The organism is Agromyces rhizosphaerae, assembly GCF_027925245.1.
GTDB lineage: Bacteria > Actinomycetota > Actinomycetes > Actinomycetales > Microbacteriaceae > Agromyces > Agromyces rhizosphaerae.
In genome coordinates, this window is sequence record NZ_BSDP01000001.1 from 58,627 (window position 1) to 72,669 (window position 14,043).

Sequence of the window (14,043 nt, forward strand, 5' to 3'; positions counted from 1 at the left end):
CGGCGATCCGCGCCCGCGCGCGGCATCCGGCCCGCTCAGGTCAGCCGTCGCACCATGGTCAGGCGCGGCGGATGCACCTCGGCGACGCGGAACCCCTCGCTGCGGTAGAGCCCCTCGGCGAAGTTGCCCTGCTCGACGCTCAGGGCGATGCGCACGAAGCCCGCCGCGGCCGCCTGGCGCACGAGCTCGCGCATGAGCGCGCGCCCCACGCCGACCCCGCGCCACATCGGGCGCACGCCGATGATCAGCTCGGGCACGCCGGTGGCGACGTAGCCGTGCGCCGCGTCGTCCTTGGTGAAGATGCGGTACCAGGCCGCGCCGACCGCCTCGCCGTCGGCGTCCTCCGCCACGACGCCGACGTCGCCCGGCCGCGGCCAGCCCGACACGTAGTGCACGTGCGCGGGATCGGTCAGCACCGCGAACTTCGGCCGTGCGCGCTGCGCGTGCCAGTTGGCCGCCTCGACGACCATCTCGGCCAGGAACGGCCCGTCGGCGGGGACCGCCGGACGCAGGGTGAAGGACGCCACCATGATCGGATGCTACGCCGACGGTGTTTCGCGGCGGTTTCCGGGCGCTGACCGGGGCCTGCGCGTTCGCGCCTCCCCGGGCTACGCCTCGATCACGAGCGGAACGAGCATCGGGCGGCGGCGCAGCTTGCGGCTCACCCACCCGCCGACGGCGCGACGCACGACCTGCTGGAGCGCGTGCGTGTCACGGACGCCGTTGTGCGCCGCATCCGCCAGTGCCTTCTCGATCTTCGGCTTCACGTCGTCGAACACCTTGTCGTCCTCCGCGAAGCCGCGCGCGTGGATCTCGGGGCCGCTGATGACCCGGCCCGTCGCGGCGTCGACCACGACGATCACCGAGATGAAGCCCTCCTCGCCGAGGATGCGGCGGTCCTTCAGGTCGGCGTCGGTGATCTCGCCCACGGTCGAGCCGTCGACGTAGACGAAGCCGAGGTCGAGCTGGCCGACCTGCCGGACCTGGCCGTCCTTGAGGTCGAAGACGCTGCCGTCCTCGCCGAGGAACACGTTCTTCGCGGGCACGCCCGTGTCGATCGCGAGCGCCGCGTTCGCGGCCAGGTGGCGGTACTCGCCGTGGATCGGCAGCACGTTCCTCGGCTGCAGGATGTTGTAGCAGTAGAGGAGCTCCCCCGCGGCCGCGTGGCCCGAGACGTGCACCTTCGCGTTGGCCTTGTGCACGACGTTCGCGCCGAGCTTGGTGAGTCCGTCGATCACGCGGTAGACCGCGTTCTCGTTGCCCGGGATGAGGCTCGACGCGAGGATCACCGTGTCGCCCTCGCCGACCTCGATCTGGTGGTCGAGGTTCGCCATGCGGCTGAGCACCGCCATCGGCTCGCCCTGCGACCCGGTCGACATGTAGACGATCTTGTCGTCGGGGATGTCGCCCGACTTCTTGTAGTCGACCAGCACGCCCTCGGGCACGTGCAGGTAGCCGAGGTCGGCCGCGATCGTCATGTTGCGCACCATCGAGCGGCCGAGGAGTGCGACGCGGCGGCCGTTCGCGTGCGCGGCGTCGAGCACCTGCTGCACGCGGTGCACGTGGCTCGAGAAGCTCGCCACGATGACCCGGCGCTCGGCGCGCGAGATGACCTGGTCGAGCACGGGGCCGATCGCGCGCTCGAGCGGCGTGAAGCCCGGGACATCCGCGTTCGTGGAGTCGACGAGGAACAGGTCGACGCCCTCCTGGCCGAGGCGCGCGAACTCGCGCAGGTCGGTGAGGCGGCCGTCGAGCGGCAACTGGTCCATCTTGAAGTCGCCGGTCGCGAGCACCTTGCCCGCGCTCGTCGTGATCGCCACCGCGAGCGCATCGGGGATCGAGTGGTTCACCGCGACGAACTCGAGGTCGAACGGGCCGAGCGACTCGCGCTGGCCCTCCTTCACCGTGAGGCTGTACGGCTGGATGCGGTGCTCCTTGAGCTTCGCCTCCACGAGCGCGAGCGTGAGGCCAGAGCCGATCAGCGGGATGTCGGCGCGCAGCTTCAGGAGGTACGGCACGGCGCCGATGTGGTCCTCGTGGCCGTGCGTGAGCACGACGCCCACGATGTCGTCGAGTCGGTCGCGCACGGGCGCGAAGTCGGGCAGGATCAGGTCGACGCCGGGCTGGTGCTCCTCGGGGAAGAGCACGCCGCAGTCGACGATAAGGATCTTGCCGTCGATCTCGAAGGTGGTCATGTTGCGGCCGACCTCGCCCAGGCCGCCGACGGGGATCACGCGCAGCGTGCCGGGCTCGAGGGGTGCGGGTTCGACGATCTCGCCCTGCATGGGGCCTCCTGTGTTCGGTTGTCTGTGGTGCGGACGGCCCCTCAGGGGCATCCGTCTGTCTTATCTGGTGGTGCCGGCGATCTTCGGCAGCGCGCCGCCCGCGGCGGCGTTGCGGTCGGGCCGGAAGTGGCGGAAGTCGACACCGGGAAGATCGCGCACGAGGTCGATCTCGTCCTCGATGAGTGCAGCCTCCCACTCCTCGGGCCCGACGAGCGGCAGGCGCACGCGCGGGCTGCCGATGCGGCCGAGGCCGTGGAGGATGTACTTCGCGGCGACCGTGCCGGGCACGTGCGTCATGGTCGCGCGCACGAGCGGCTCGAGCTGGCGGTGCGCGGCGGTGGCGGTCGCGAGGTCGCCCGCGTTCACCGCGTCGACGATGGTGCGGTACGGGCCGGGCACGATGTTGGCGGTCACGCCGATGAGCCCGGTCGCGCCGATCGACAGGTGCGGCAGCACGTTCGAGTCGTCGCCCGAGAAGTACATCAGGTCGGTCTGGTTGAGCACGCGGCTCACCTCGGAGAAGTCGCCCTTGGCGTCCTTGATCGCGAGGATGTTCGGGTGCTTGGCGACGCGCAGGATCGTCTCGTACTTGATCGGGACGCCGGTGCGGCCGGGGATGTCGTAGAGGATCACGGGCAGGTCCGTGGCATCCGCCACCATGCGGAAGTGCGTGAGCACGCCCGCCTGCGTGGGCTTGTTGTAGTACGGCGTGACGATCATGATGCCGTCGGCGCCGGCCTGCTCGCTCTTCTGGTACAGCTCGATGGCGTGCGCGGTCTCGTTCGAGCCGCCGCCCGTGATGATCTTGGCGCGGCCCGCCGCGACGTCCTTGCCGACCTCGACGAGGCGGATCTTCTCGGGGTCGGTGAGGGTCGAGGTCTCGCCCGTCGTACCGGTCACGACGATGCCGTCGGCGCCGTTCGCGATCACGTGGTCCATGTGCCGTTCGACCGCGGGCCAGTCGACCTCGCCGTCGGCGGTCATCGGCGTGACGAGTGCGACGAGCACCTGTCCGAACGGGTTCTCCGGGGAAGTCACGGGGTACAGGCTATCGCTCCAACGGCCCGCGCCGCGCGCCGCGCTTCGCGTGCGAACTGAAGGACGAATCGGCCGACACGCCGCTGCCGACCACGCTCAGGCGCTGAATCTCCTGCGATCCGCACTCCCCAGGTGGAGGCCGGCGTCGACCTTGGCCAGGATCGCGGCACGAACCGACGGCCAGTCGTGCACGATCTGCGCGTAGTCGAAGCGCAGCGTGTCGAACCCGAGCGCAGCGGCGGCCGCGTCACGGACCAGGTCGCGGTGACGGTTCGACTCGCCGTCGTGGTTCTCGCGCCCGTCGGCCTCGAGGATCAGTCGGTCGCCGATGACGTGGTCCACGCGACCGACGGTCGGGATCGCCACCTGCGAGCGGATCCGCAGCCGAAACAGGCGGAGGCGGAACCGCAGCAGGGACTCGAGGCCGCTGTCGGCGTCCCAGCGGGCGTCGTCGATGAGCGGCCGCGCCCAGGCGGGCACGTGCTCGCGGAGGCGCGCGACCCCGTCCGCGTCGATCCGCTTCAACCGCATCGCCGACTCCAGACACACGAAGAACTCCTCCGGACCCGCGCACGCGAGCACCTGGCGGAGCACGTCGACGATGGACGCGACGGGTCGGAGCCCGCCGCCGGTCCAGTGCACGACGCACGCGCAATCGGAGTGCTCGCGCGAACGCCCGGTCGGGGCCATCGACACGTGCAGGCGATCGTCGTCGGTCAGCACCCAGAGCCCGAGGGCTCGGGCCGCCGACAGGCAGCCGAGCGCGCCACCGTGGCGGACGGCCTCGGCAGCGTCGGGCGCCAGGTCGGGCACGGCGTAGATCCCCTGGCGGAGCCGTACCACCGCGCCCTCGTCGACCGCGCGAGCGAGATCGCGACGACCGACGCCTGCCGCGGCGAGCTCTGCGGTGCGCGCGACGCCGCCGAGGTCGCGGCAGGTGCGCTGCACGAGGTGCGGTTCAGTCACCCGAGCAGGGTGTCGGGTAGCCGACGCCAGTGCGCGTCGGCCGCGTCTCACGCGGAGTTCGGGCGATTCGGGCGGCGGTGGAGGAGACGATGCGGGGCGACGCGGAGGAGATGTGGGCGGATGCAGGCGGCCCACGCGGCGGGTCGCCGATCGATTCCTACGTTTCGCACGAGGCGGTCAGTGACGACGCGAAGCCCGCCGGGTGAAAGGTAGGAGAAGTGGGGAGATGCGAGCGGCGGCCACGGCGTGTCGACGATCGAGTCCTACGTTTCGCGCTCGGCGGGCTCGGCCGAGCGGGGCCGGCGAGCGACGCGCGCATGCGCGGCGGGGCAGGTCAGCGGGTGAGGGTGTCGAAGCGGTAGCGGAGGGCGGAGGCGGCCTCGTGCCAGCCGGAGGCGGGGTCGGATGCGGCGAGGCGCCAGTCCGGGCCGATCGCGGGGGCGCGGGTGTCGCCGTCGATGTCGGCGTCGATGCGCGTCACCTCGAGGCGGTCGGCGAGGTCGATGGTCTGCCGGTAGAGCTCGGCGCCGCCGATGATCCAGATACGCGCCGGGGGCTCGGGCGCGGCCGTCGCCGACGCGGGTGGCGCCGCCGCGGCGGACTCGGGCGACGCGGCGGCGAGGGCGAGGGCGGCGGGCACGGATGCGGCGTGCTCGGCGCCGTCGAAGGCGGCCGCCGCGCCGCGCGAGACCACGATGTTGCGGCGCCCGGGCAGGGGCCGGAACCGCGGGGGCAGCGACTCCCAGGTTCGGCGGCCCATCACGACCGGCGCCCCGCGGGTGAGGTCCCGGAAGTGCGCGAGGTCCTCGGGGAGGTGCCACGGCATCACGCCGTCGCGGCCGATCACGCCACCACGTGCCTCGGCCCAGATCAGGCCGATCGGCGGCAGCGCGCGAGGAGCCGCCGGCTCAGGGGCATCCGTCATACCGCCACGGCGGCGCGGATCGCGGGGTGGTGCACGTAGTCGACCACCTCGAGGTCCTCGAACTCGTAGTCCGAGATCGTCGGGCGGTCGGCGGTGATGCGCAGCGTCGGGTACGGGTACGGGTCGCGCGTGAGCTGCTCGGTCACCTGCTCGACGTGGTTGTCGTAGATGTGGCAGTCGCCGCCGGTCCAGACGAAGTCGCCGACGCCGAGGCCCGTCTGCGCCGCAACGAGGTGGGTGAGCAGCGCGTAGGACGCGATGTTGAACGGCACCCCGAGGAAGAGGTCGGCGCTGCGCTGGTAGAGCTGGCACGACAGCCTGCCGTCGGCCACGTAGAACTGGAACAGCGCGTGGCAGGGCGCGAGCGCCATGTCGGGGATGTCGGCCGGGTTCCACGCCGACACGACGAGGCGGCGCGAGTCGGGCGAGATGCGGATCTGCTCGATCACCTGCGCGAGCTGGTCGATGTGCGCGCCCGACGGCGTCGGCCACGAGCGCCACTGCACGCCGTAGACGGGGCCGAGGTCGCCCGAGGCATCCGCCCACTCGTCCCAGATCGTCACGCCGTGCTCCTGCAGCCAGCGCACGTTCGAGTCGCCGCGGAGGAACCACAGCAGCTCGTACGCCACCGACTTGAAGTGCACGCGCTTGGTCGTGATGAGCGGGAAGCCCTCGGCGAGGTCGAAGCGCAGCTGGCGGCCGAACACGCTGCGCGTGCCCGTGCCGGTGCGGTCGGACTTCGGCGTCCCGCCGGCGAGCACCTCGCGCAGCAGGTCTTCGTACGGCGTTGGGATGACTGCGGCCACGCCCCGATGCTAACCCCCGCCGGCCGCGATGAGGAGGGGGCGGATGCGGCGCGTCATCCGCTGTCACACTCGGGCGCCGTTCAGGCGCACCGGCGTACATTCGAGTGCATGGACCCCCTGCTCGCTCTCGGCGCGGTGGCGACCCTCGTCGCCGGAACGTCGTTGCTCGGGCTCGTCCTGAAGCGGCGCGAGGGCCGCGCCACGGCCGCGAAGGGCGAGCGGGCGGATGCCGCCGAGCTCGACCTCGACGCGCTGCCGGCACGTGCCACGCTGCTGCAGTTCTCCTCCGAGTTCTGCGCCCGCTGCCCCGGCACCGCGCGCGCGCTCGGCGAGATCGCCGCGACCGACGGCGACCTCGCGCACGTCGAGCTGGACGTCGCGACCCACCTCGAGCTCGCGTCGCGGTTCCACGTCACCCAGACCCCCACCGTGGTCGTCCTCGACGGGGACGGCAACGCGCTGCAGCGCTTCGCCGGGGCGCCCATGCGCGCCGACGTGACGGCTGCGCTCCCCCCGTCCATCGAGCACCCGAGGACCCCCTGTGTCACGACCTGACCCGATCGATCCGCGCGGCCCGCGCTTCGGCGCCGCCATCACCTCCGTGCTGCTGCTGGTCGTGATCGTGCTCGACCTGGTCGGCGCGTCGCTCGCGGCCCTGCTGGTGCTCGCCGCGCTCGTCGCGCTCTTCGCGTGGGGCGCCTTCGCCGGCATCCGCCGTCACCCCTGGGGGCTGCTCTTCAAGCGGTTCGTGCGCCCGCGCCTCGCGCCGCCGACCGAACTGGAGGACCCGCGCCCGCCGACATTCGCGCAGGGCGTCGGGTTCGCCGTCACCACGGCCGGGCTCGTGCTCGCGCTCCTCGGCGTCGACGGCGCCGTCTGGATCGCGGCGGCGATCGCGTTCGTCGCGGCGTTCCTCAACGCGGCGTTCGACTTCTGCCTCGGCTGCCGCATGTACGCGCTGCTGGTGCGCGCCCGCATCGTCCGCGCCTCCTGAGGCAACCCCCTCCCCCGCGCGAGCGCCCGCGGCTAGGCTGGCTCCCACCGCGACGAGGAGGAGCACCATGGCAGTGACGAGCGAGGCCACCACCGTCTGGAAGGGCAGCCTGATCGAGGGATCCGGCGATGTGCACCTCGATTCGTCGGACTCCGGCACCTTCCCCGTGAACTGGGCGGCCCGCTCGGAGGGCGTGCGCGACACCACGAACCCCGAGGAACTGCTCGCGGCCGCACACTCGTCGTGCTTCTCGATGGCGCTCTCGCACGCGCTGGCCGGCGCGGGCCACCCGCCGGAGAGCCTCCAGACGACCGCAGCGGTCACGTTCGAAGCCGGTCGCGGCGTGCTCGGAAGCCACCTGCTGGTGAGCGCGCGGGTGCCGGACCTGAGCGAGGAGGAGTTCGAGGCATTCGCAGAGGACGCGAAGACGAACTGCCCGATCTCGCAGGCCCTCGCGGGCATCCCGATCACGATCGAGGCGGAGCTCGCCTGAGCTCGTGAAGGTGCTCATCGCCGGAGCATCCGGCTTCATCGGCTCATCGCTCGTCCCCCTGCTGCGTGACGAGGGGCACGACGTCGTCAAGCTCGTGCGGCGGAAGCCCCGCGCCGACGACGAACTGAGCTGGTCGCCGGGCTCCGGCATCATCGACTTCACCGTCATGGACCGCGTCGACGCGGTGATCGACTTCTCCGGCGCGAACCTGGCGCGGCTGCCGTGGACGCCCGGGTACCGCCGCGAGATCCTGGACTCGCGGATCGAGGCGACCCGCACGCTCACCGACGCGATGCGCCAGGCGCGCACGCCTCCCGCGGTCTTCCTCAACGCGTCGGCGTCGGGCGTCTACGGCGACCGGCCCGCGGAACTGCTCACGGAGGAGTCGCCTCCGGGCGACGGCTTCCTCGCCGGGGTGGTCACGCGCTGGGAGGACCAGGCTCGCCTCGCCCCCGAGGAGACCCGCACGGTCATGTTCCGCAGCGGCATCGTGATGGGCGACGGCGGGGCGATGCAGCGACTGTCGCTGCTGACGCGCTTCGGCCTCGGCGCCCGCCTCGGCACCGGCGGGCAGCACTGGCCGTGGATCAGCCTGCTCGACGAGGTGCGGGCCATCCGCCACCTGCTGGTCGAGTCGAAGCTGTCGGGGCCGGTCAACCTCGCCGGGCCGACGCCCGCGACCTGCGACCGCATCGCGCATGCGCTGGCCGAGCGGATGCGACGGCCCTACGCGTTCACTATCCCCGAACCCGTGCTGGGCACGATGCTCGGCCAGGCCGCCGACGAGATGCTGCTCGCGAGCGCGAAGGTCGTCCCGTCGCGGCTGCTGGGCGACGGGTTCGAGTTCGTGCACACGACCGCCGAAGCCGCGATCGACGCGATGCTCAGCGGGGAGCCGACGCGCGTTCCAGCGTGATCGCCCGGCGCACGGCCGCGCGGGCGCGTCGGCGGTCACCTGCGGCGTCGTAGGCGATGCCGAGCCGCAGCCAGGCGCGCCACGACTCCGGTGCGGCCTCGGTCTCGGCGCGGTAGGCGTCGAAGGCCGCCGTCGCCTCGGCCCGGTCGGGCCGGCCGCTCGGCTGGGCCGGGAACTCCGGCAGGCCGTCCTCCTCGTCGAGCCGGTCGACGAGACGCTCCGACCGCACGCCGAAGGCGAGCTCGCGCCAGAGCGCCCAGACCGCGATGACCGGCAGCACGACGAGCGCGACGCCGATGGCGATGCCGACCGGTTCGCCCGATCCGATGAACAGGACGGCGCGCCAGCCGACGAGTCCGATGTAGCCGACGAGCAGCACGGCCATGACGATGGCGCCGATGCGCGCCGTGGTGCGTGCGCTCACGCGGTCGGGAGCCCGAGGTCGAGCAGCGTCTCGAGGCCGACCTGCACGCCGCGCGCGTCGGGTGCGGCGCGCAGGGCGAGCAGGATGCCCGCCTCGTACGACGACGGGCTCTGCGTGGTGTGGGTGAGCGTGAGGGTCTCGCCGGTGGCGCCCATGATGACGTCCTGCTTGGCGAGCACGCCGTCCATGCGCAGGCTGTGCACCGGAACGCCCGCCACGAGCTGGCCGCGGGCCCGCTGGTCGGAGTGCGGCGCGGAGACCGGGCGACCGCCGAGGTGCGCGCCCCCGATCAGCTCGGCCGTGCGCACGGCGGTGCCGGAGGGCGAGTCGACCTTGCCGGCGTGATGCGCCTCGATGATCTCGATGGAGTCGAAGTACGGCGCGGCGATGGCCGCGAAGCGCGAGGCGAGCACGCTGCCGAGCGAGAAGTTCGGCATGAACAGGATGCCCGGGGCATCCTCCTCGTCGGCGAGCCGGCCGCGCACCTGGTCGATGCGCTCCCCCGACCAGCCGGAAGTGCCGACGACGGTGGCGATGCCGCGCTCGATCGCGTGGTCGACGACCCGTTCGGTCACGCCGGGGCGGGTCACGTCGAAGACGACGTCGGCGCCGTCCATCTCGTCGAGGCTCGACGATGAGTCGAGTTCCGCATGGACCTCGAGGTCCTCCGCCTGTTCGATCAGCCCGAGGGCCAGCCGGCCCATCCTGCCCGTCGCGCCCACGACCGCCACCCGACTCGTCACGCCTTCACCCTAGCAACCGACGCCCGCCGGGCGGCCCACCGGCCCTAGGCTGGGGCGCGATGGACCAGTACGTCGCCACGCCGCCCACCGATCCGGCCGCCGTGCGCCTGCTCGACGCCTACTTCGCCGAGCGCACCGCGAGCTTCCCGCCCGCGCAGGGTGCGTACGCGCCCACGTACCCCGCCGATGAGCCGTTCACGCCGCCCGCGGGCGTGTTCCTGCTGCTGCATGCCGACGGCGTCGACATCGGATGCGGCGGGGTGCGCCGCATCGCGCCGGGCGACGACGGCCTCGCGCGATACGAGGTCAAGCACCTCTGGGTCGCGCCGTCCGCCCGCGGCGGCGGCCGCGGCCGCGCGCTGCTCGTGGAGCTCGAGCGCCGCGCCGTCGAGATGGGCGCCGAGGAGCTCGTGCTCGACACCAACGCGAGCCTCGAGGCCGCCGGCTCGCTCTACCGCTCGCTCGGCTACGTCGGGATCCCGCCGTACAACGACAACCCGAACGCGACCCACTGGTTCGCCCGGCGGCCGTAGCGCGCCGTCGCTCAACGGCCCGGCCGGCGCGCCGAACGGAGGACGGATTCGGCGACGCGCCGCGTCGGCCGGCGGCATCCGCCCGAATCTCCTACGGTTCGCTCGAGCTGCCCTGGGGGCCGACGGCACTAGGCTCGGCGGGTGCCGATCGTGAAGCCGCCTCACCCCGATGCAACGCTCGAGCCGTTCGACGGCGGCGTGGGCGTGCTCACTCGCGATGGCGAGGTTCACGGTCATGTCGCAACGACGCTGAGCTGGTTCTGGTCGCCGTTCAGCCCGCTGCGGAAGCAGTGGTGGGTCTGGTACATCGTGGTCTGGAACGACGGCGCGCGGGAGCCGTCGACCGAGGACTACCCGCCGTTCCTCGCGGTCACCGAGATGCGCTCCGGCTACCTGGATGTCGAGAGCGCCGCCCTGACACGGAACGGCCGCTACGACTTCGCCTGGCTGCCGCCGACCGAGCGCGACGCGATGCTCGCACGCCTCGGCATCAGCGCGAGCGAGTTCTGACGCGAATCCGCGCCCGCTCAGATCGCCCAGGGCTCGGGCAGGCCCGTGCGCAGCTCGGGCGGCAGGTGCGCGAGGTCGTTGTGCACGAGGAGGCTCCACGGGCGGCGGGGCTTCTGCACGAGCACGGTGAGGCCGCAGTTGGCCTGGTTGACGGTGACCCAGCGCCACTCGGGGGCCTCGAGCACCTCGCGCACGAACCAGCCGATCACGAAGTTGTGCGTGATGAGCAGGTCGTGCCGGTCGCCGCGATGGGCGCGGAGGAACTCCTGGCGCGCGTCCGCCATCTGCGCCCGCCCCGCCTCGATCTCGGCCTCCGTCACCGAGCCGAAGAACGGCTCGTAGAACGACGGCATCTCGTCGACCGGGCCCGATGGCACGCAGTCGAACAGCAGCGGCGACGGCTCGGACGTCAGCGCGGGCATCCGCTCGGAGAGGATCTCGGCCGTCTCGGCCGCGCGCTCCAGCGGCGAGTGCCACGCGGCGTCGAACGGGATGCCGCCGAGCCGCTCCGCGAGCAGCTGCGCCTGCCGCCGCCCCCGAGGCGACAGGGGGCCGTCGGGCAGGCCGTGTTCGGCGTCGAGCTGCTCGCCGTGGCGGACCAGGTAGAGGTAGTGGGTCACAGGGGTTCCCTCGGTCGGATCGGGCGCGGTCAGGGGGCTTCGGATGCTGCGGGGCGGGCGCCGTCGTCGCGCACGCCGCGGAAGGTGCCGGCGTCGACGCCGCCCACGGCGGCGATCGACCACGGGCGTTCGCGCAGGTCGGCGGCGAGGTCGCGCACGTCGTCGCGCGTCACCCGCGCGATGCGGCGGAGCGCCTCGTCGAGGTCGACGAACTCGCCGTGCGTGAGCTCGGCCCGGCCGAGACGGCTCATGCGGGTGTCGGAGTCCTCGAGCGCGAGGGCCGCACCCCCGCCGAGCTGGCCGGCGGCGCGGGCGAGATCGGCCTCGGTGATGCCCTCGTCGGCGATGCGGCCGAGCTCGCCGACCACGAGCTCGGCGACGGTGCCGGCGTTCGACGGCTGGCAGGCCGCGAACGCACCGAACACGCCCGCGTCGGAGTAGCCGGGCGCGAGCGAGTGCACCGCATACGCGAGGCCACGCCGCTCGCGCACCTCCTGGAAGAGGCGCGACGACATGCCGCCGCCGTAGACGGAGTTCAGCACGTTGAGCGCGGGCCGGCGCGGGTCGGTGGCGGTGAGGCCGGGCACGCCGAGCAGCAGGTTGGCCTGCTCGATAGGGCGGTCCTCGATCGAGACGTCGGCACCGCGGGTGAGCGCGGCCTCGTCGGCGAGGCGACGAGGGGCGGGCGGATGCGGCGTGCCGAGGTCCCACCCGCCTGCGGCGAGTCCCTCGGTGACGCGGGCGACGAGCGCGTCGTGGTCGACGGCGCCGGCGGCGGTGACGACGAGCTCGTCGGGGCGGTAGCGCGCGCGGAAGTGCGTGAACACGGCATCGCGGCTCACGCGGCCGATCGAGTGGCGGGTGCCGCCGATCGGGCGCCCGAGCGGATGGGCGCCGAAGACCGCGTCGAAGAAGCGCTCGCTCGCTGCATCCGCCGGGTCGTCGCCCGCCATCGCGAGCTCCTCGAGGATCACTCCCCGCTCGTTCTCGAACTCGTCGGGGTCGAGGCGCGAGGCCGTGAGCATGTCGGCCAGCACGTCGACGGCCATGGGCAGGTCGCGGTCCTGCACCCTGGCGTAGTAGCAGGTGTACTCCTTGGCCGTCATCGCATTGTGCTCGCCGCCGACGGCGTCGAACGCCGTCGCGATGTCGAGCGCGGTGCGCGTCGCGGTGCCCTTGAACAGCAGGTGCTCGAGGAAGTGCGTGGAGCCGAAGGTGCCCGGCGCGGCGGAGTCGGGATCGTCGCGCTCGTCGCGCGAACCGACGCCGACCCAGAACCCCACGGTCGCGCTGCGGCTGCCGGGCATCGCCTCGGTCAGCACCCGCAGGCCGCTCGGGAGCACGCTTCGCCGCACGCGCGCGCCGCCTGCAGCTTCGAGGGTCAGTTCGGGCGCGTCCAAGGGGAGTTCAACGGCGCCGTTCATCCCGACCAGCCTACGTCAGGCGTGCGACGCGCGGGCCTCGCGCCCACAGCGCCGAGCGTTCAGGAACTGACGCGGTCGAGATCGAGGAGGTCGGCGCGCGTGAGCTCGAGCGAGCCGGCGGCGACCAGGTCGTCGACGTGCTCGGGCGCGGTGGCGTCGACGACCGGCGCGGCGACGACCGGGCGCGCGATGAGCCAGGCGAGGGCCACGGCCGCGGGCCGCACGCCGTGCGCGGCCGCGATGCGGTCGACGACCGCGAGCACGCGATTGCCGCGCCGCGAGAAGTACGCGCCGGCCCGCGTGCCGCGCACGTCGCGCCGCACGTCGGCCCGCCGCCGTACGACTCCGGCCAGGAACCCGCTCGCGAGCGGCGTGGTGGGCAGCATGGCCAGCCCCTGGGCCGACGCGACGAGTTCGAGGGAGCCCTCGACGTGGCTGCGGTCGAGCAGGTTGTACTTCGCCGAGATGGTCGAGAAGCGCGGCAGCCCGTTGGCGGCGAGCACGCGCGCCTGGATGAGCCGGTCGGCCGAGAAGCCGATGCCGCCGATCGCCCGCACCTTGCCGGCGAGGATGAGCGCGTCGACCGCGCCGAGGGTCTCCTCGAGCGGCACGGTCTCGTCGTGCCCGTCGAACGAGAGCAGGTCGATGCGATCGGTGCCGAGCCGCGCGAGCGAGGCGTCGACGGCCGCGGTGAGGTTGGCGGGCGCGAGTCCCGGGTTGTCGGCGTGCCGGCCGACGGTCGCGGCGAGCACGACCTGGTCGCGACAGCCGCGGGCGCGCATCCACGAGCCCACCAGGAACTCGGCACGGCCCGACGCGTCGCCGTCGGAGGTGGCGATCAGGTTGCCGCCGGAGAACAGGAAGCGATCGAGCACGAGGCCCGATGCGCGCGCGTCGAGGGTCCAGCCGAAGTCCGTCGTGCCGAGCCCGACGGGGTGGATCGGCTGTTCGGTGCCCGGCAGCGCTTCGCGCGGCGCCATGACGATGGGCCCGGAGTGCAGCGTCTCGATCGTGTGCGGTTCATCCGAGTCGTGCGCGACCGCGGCGGGCGCTGCGGTCTCGGCCGCGGCCGTCATCGACTCGGGCTGCGCCGGGTCCGGCTGCTCCATCGGCACCGTGTCCGGCTGCACCGGATCCGCGACCGGCTCCGGCTGCACGTCCGCAGCCCGCACGGCGTCCGCCTGCGCGGCGTCGTCCGGCCGCGCGGCATCCGTGTCGCGGCTCGGGCGACCCCCCGTCGCACCGTGCTCGTCCGTCGAGACCTCGGTCATGCGCTCCTCCTCCCCAGGATTGCTCCGACCCTACGTTGTCGTTTGCGGCAGAACGCGCCCGTTTCGCGCAACCGTTACGCAATTGTTTGCTGACG

17 protein-coding genes are annotated in these 14,043 nt (G+C 72.9%); 6 read left to right on the forward strand and 11 right to left on the reverse strand.

The window, feature by feature from the left end; all coding sequences use genetic code 11:
- Positions 1-35: 35 nt before the first annotated feature.
- The 6 genes from QMG39_RS00270 to QMG39_RS00295 all read right to left on the reverse strand — a co-directional run bounded on the left by QMG39_RS00270 (position 36) and on the right by QMG39_RS00295 (position 6,020).
- Positions 36-530 (reverse strand): GNAT family N-acetyltransferase, encoded by a 495-nt coding sequence (locus tag QMG39_RS00270; RefSeq protein ID WP_281881783.1) that lies wholly within the window; start codon positions 528-530, stop codon positions 36-38.
- Positions 531-608: 78 nt separating this feature from the next.
- Positions 609-2,285 carry a ribonuclease J gene (locus QMG39_RS00275; protein WP_281881784.1) on the reverse strand — a complete coding sequence of 559 codons (1,677 nt, stop codon included), beginning with the start codon at positions 2,283-2,285 and terminating at the stop codon, positions 609-611.
- A 60-nt stretch (positions 2,286-2,345) separates the two neighbouring features.
- A complete protein-coding gene (dapA, locus tag QMG39_RS00280; protein ID WP_281881785.1) occupies positions 2,346-3,323 on the reverse strand; it encodes a 4-hydroxy-tetrahydrodipicolinate synthase in 978 nt (325 codons plus the stop codon).
- Positions 3,324-3,419: 96 nt separating this feature from the next.
- Complete coding sequence (locus QMG39_RS00285; protein ID WP_281881787.1) at positions 3,420-4,289, reverse strand: type IV toxin-antitoxin system AbiEi family antitoxin domain-containing protein; 870 nt, start codon at positions 4,287-4,289, stop codon at positions 3,420-3,422.
- Positions 4,290-4,623: 334 nt separating this feature from the next.
- Positions 4,624-5,214, reverse strand: coding sequence for a dihydrofolate reductase (locus QMG39_RS00290; protein ID WP_281881788.1), 591 nt, complete (start codon positions 5,212-5,214; stop codon positions 4,624-4,626).
- Positions 5,211-6,020, reverse strand: coding sequence for a thymidylate synthase (locus tag QMG39_RS00295; RefSeq protein WP_281881790.1), 810 nt, complete (start codon positions 6,018-6,020; stop codon positions 5,211-5,213). Before QMG39_RS00295 ends, QMG39_RS00290 begins: the two co-directional genes overlap by 4 nt.
- A 108-nt stretch (positions 6,021-6,128) precedes the next feature.
- On the opposite strand from QMG39_RS00295, the gene QMG39_RS00300 reads away from it, so the two are divergent.
- The 4 genes from QMG39_RS00300 (at position 6,129) to QMG39_RS00315 (ending at position 8,423) form a co-directional block, all read left to right on the forward strand.
- On the forward strand, positions 6,129-6,575 hold the full coding sequence (locus QMG39_RS00300; RefSeq protein WP_281881791.1) for a thioredoxin family protein: 447 nt from the start codon (positions 6,129-6,131) through the stop codon (positions 6,573-6,575).
- Entirely contained in the window at positions 6,562-7,014 is a 453-nt protein-coding gene (locus tag QMG39_RS00305; protein ID WP_281881792.1) for a DUF4395 domain-containing protein, read from the forward strand. The genes QMG39_RS00300 and QMG39_RS00305 overlap by 14 nt, the downstream gene beginning before the upstream one ends.
- 67 nt (positions 7,015-7,081) lie before the next feature.
- Positions 7,082-7,507, forward strand: coding sequence for an OsmC family peroxiredoxin (locus tag QMG39_RS00310; protein ID WP_281881793.1), 426 nt, complete (start codon positions 7,082-7,084; stop codon positions 7,505-7,507).
- Positions 7,508-7,511: 4 nt separating this feature from the next.
- A complete protein-coding gene (locus tag QMG39_RS00315; RefSeq protein ID WP_281881795.1) occupies positions 7,512-8,423 on the forward strand; it encodes a TIGR01777 family oxidoreductase in 912 nt (303 codons plus the stop codon).
- Here QMG39_RS00315 and QMG39_RS00320 read toward each other — a convergent pair.
- A complete protein-coding gene (locus QMG39_RS00320; protein WP_281887099.1) occupies positions 8,392-8,808 on the reverse strand; it encodes a hypothetical protein in 417 nt (138 codons plus the stop codon). The two genes, QMG39_RS00315 and QMG39_RS00320, sit on opposite strands and share 32 nt — an antisense overlap.
- Before the next feature lie 35 nt (positions 8,809-8,843).
- Positions 8,844-9,590, reverse strand: a complete 747-nt coding sequence (gene dapB, locus QMG39_RS00325) for a 4-hydroxy-tetrahydrodipicolinate reductase (RefSeq protein WP_281881797.1) — start codon at positions 9,588-9,590, stop codon at positions 8,844-8,846.
- 59 nt (positions 9,591-9,649) lie between these two features.
- Here dapB and QMG39_RS00330 point away from each other — a divergent pair, with 59 nt between their 5' ends.
- Together QMG39_RS00330 and QMG39_RS00335 are read left to right on the forward strand one after the other, a co-directional pair.
- Entirely contained in the window at positions 9,650-10,123 is a 474-nt protein-coding gene (locus QMG39_RS00330; RefSeq protein WP_281881798.1) for a GNAT family N-acetyltransferase, read from the forward strand.
- Between the two features lie 141 nt (positions 10,124-10,264).
- A complete protein-coding gene (locus QMG39_RS00335; protein WP_281881799.1) occupies positions 10,265-10,633 on the forward strand; it encodes a hypothetical protein in 369 nt (122 codons plus the stop codon).
- A gap of 17 nt (positions 10,634-10,650) precedes the next feature.
- Here the strand turns inward: QMG39_RS00335 and QMG39_RS00340 are convergent, their stop codons facing one another.
- The 3 genes from QMG39_RS00340 to QMG39_RS00350 are packed head-to-tail and all read right to left on the reverse strand — an operon-like array spanning position 10,651 to position 13,948.
- Positions 10,651-11,253, reverse strand: coding sequence for a histidine phosphatase family protein (locus QMG39_RS00340; RefSeq protein ID WP_281881802.1), 603 nt, complete (start codon positions 11,251-11,253; stop codon positions 10,651-10,653).
- 29 nt (positions 11,254-11,282) lie between these two features.
- Positions 11,283-12,677: a M16 family metallopeptidase gene (locus tag QMG39_RS00345; RefSeq protein WP_281881804.1), complete on the reverse strand. Its 1,395-nt coding sequence runs from the start codon at positions 12,675-12,677 to the stop codon at positions 11,283-11,285.
- Positions 12,678-12,736: 59 nt separating this feature from the next.
- A complete protein-coding gene (locus QMG39_RS00350) occupies positions 12,737-13,948 on the reverse strand; it encodes an aldo/keto reductase (RefSeq protein WP_281881805.1) in 1,212 nt (403 codons plus the stop codon).
- Positions 13,949-14,043 lie beyond the last annotated feature (95 nt).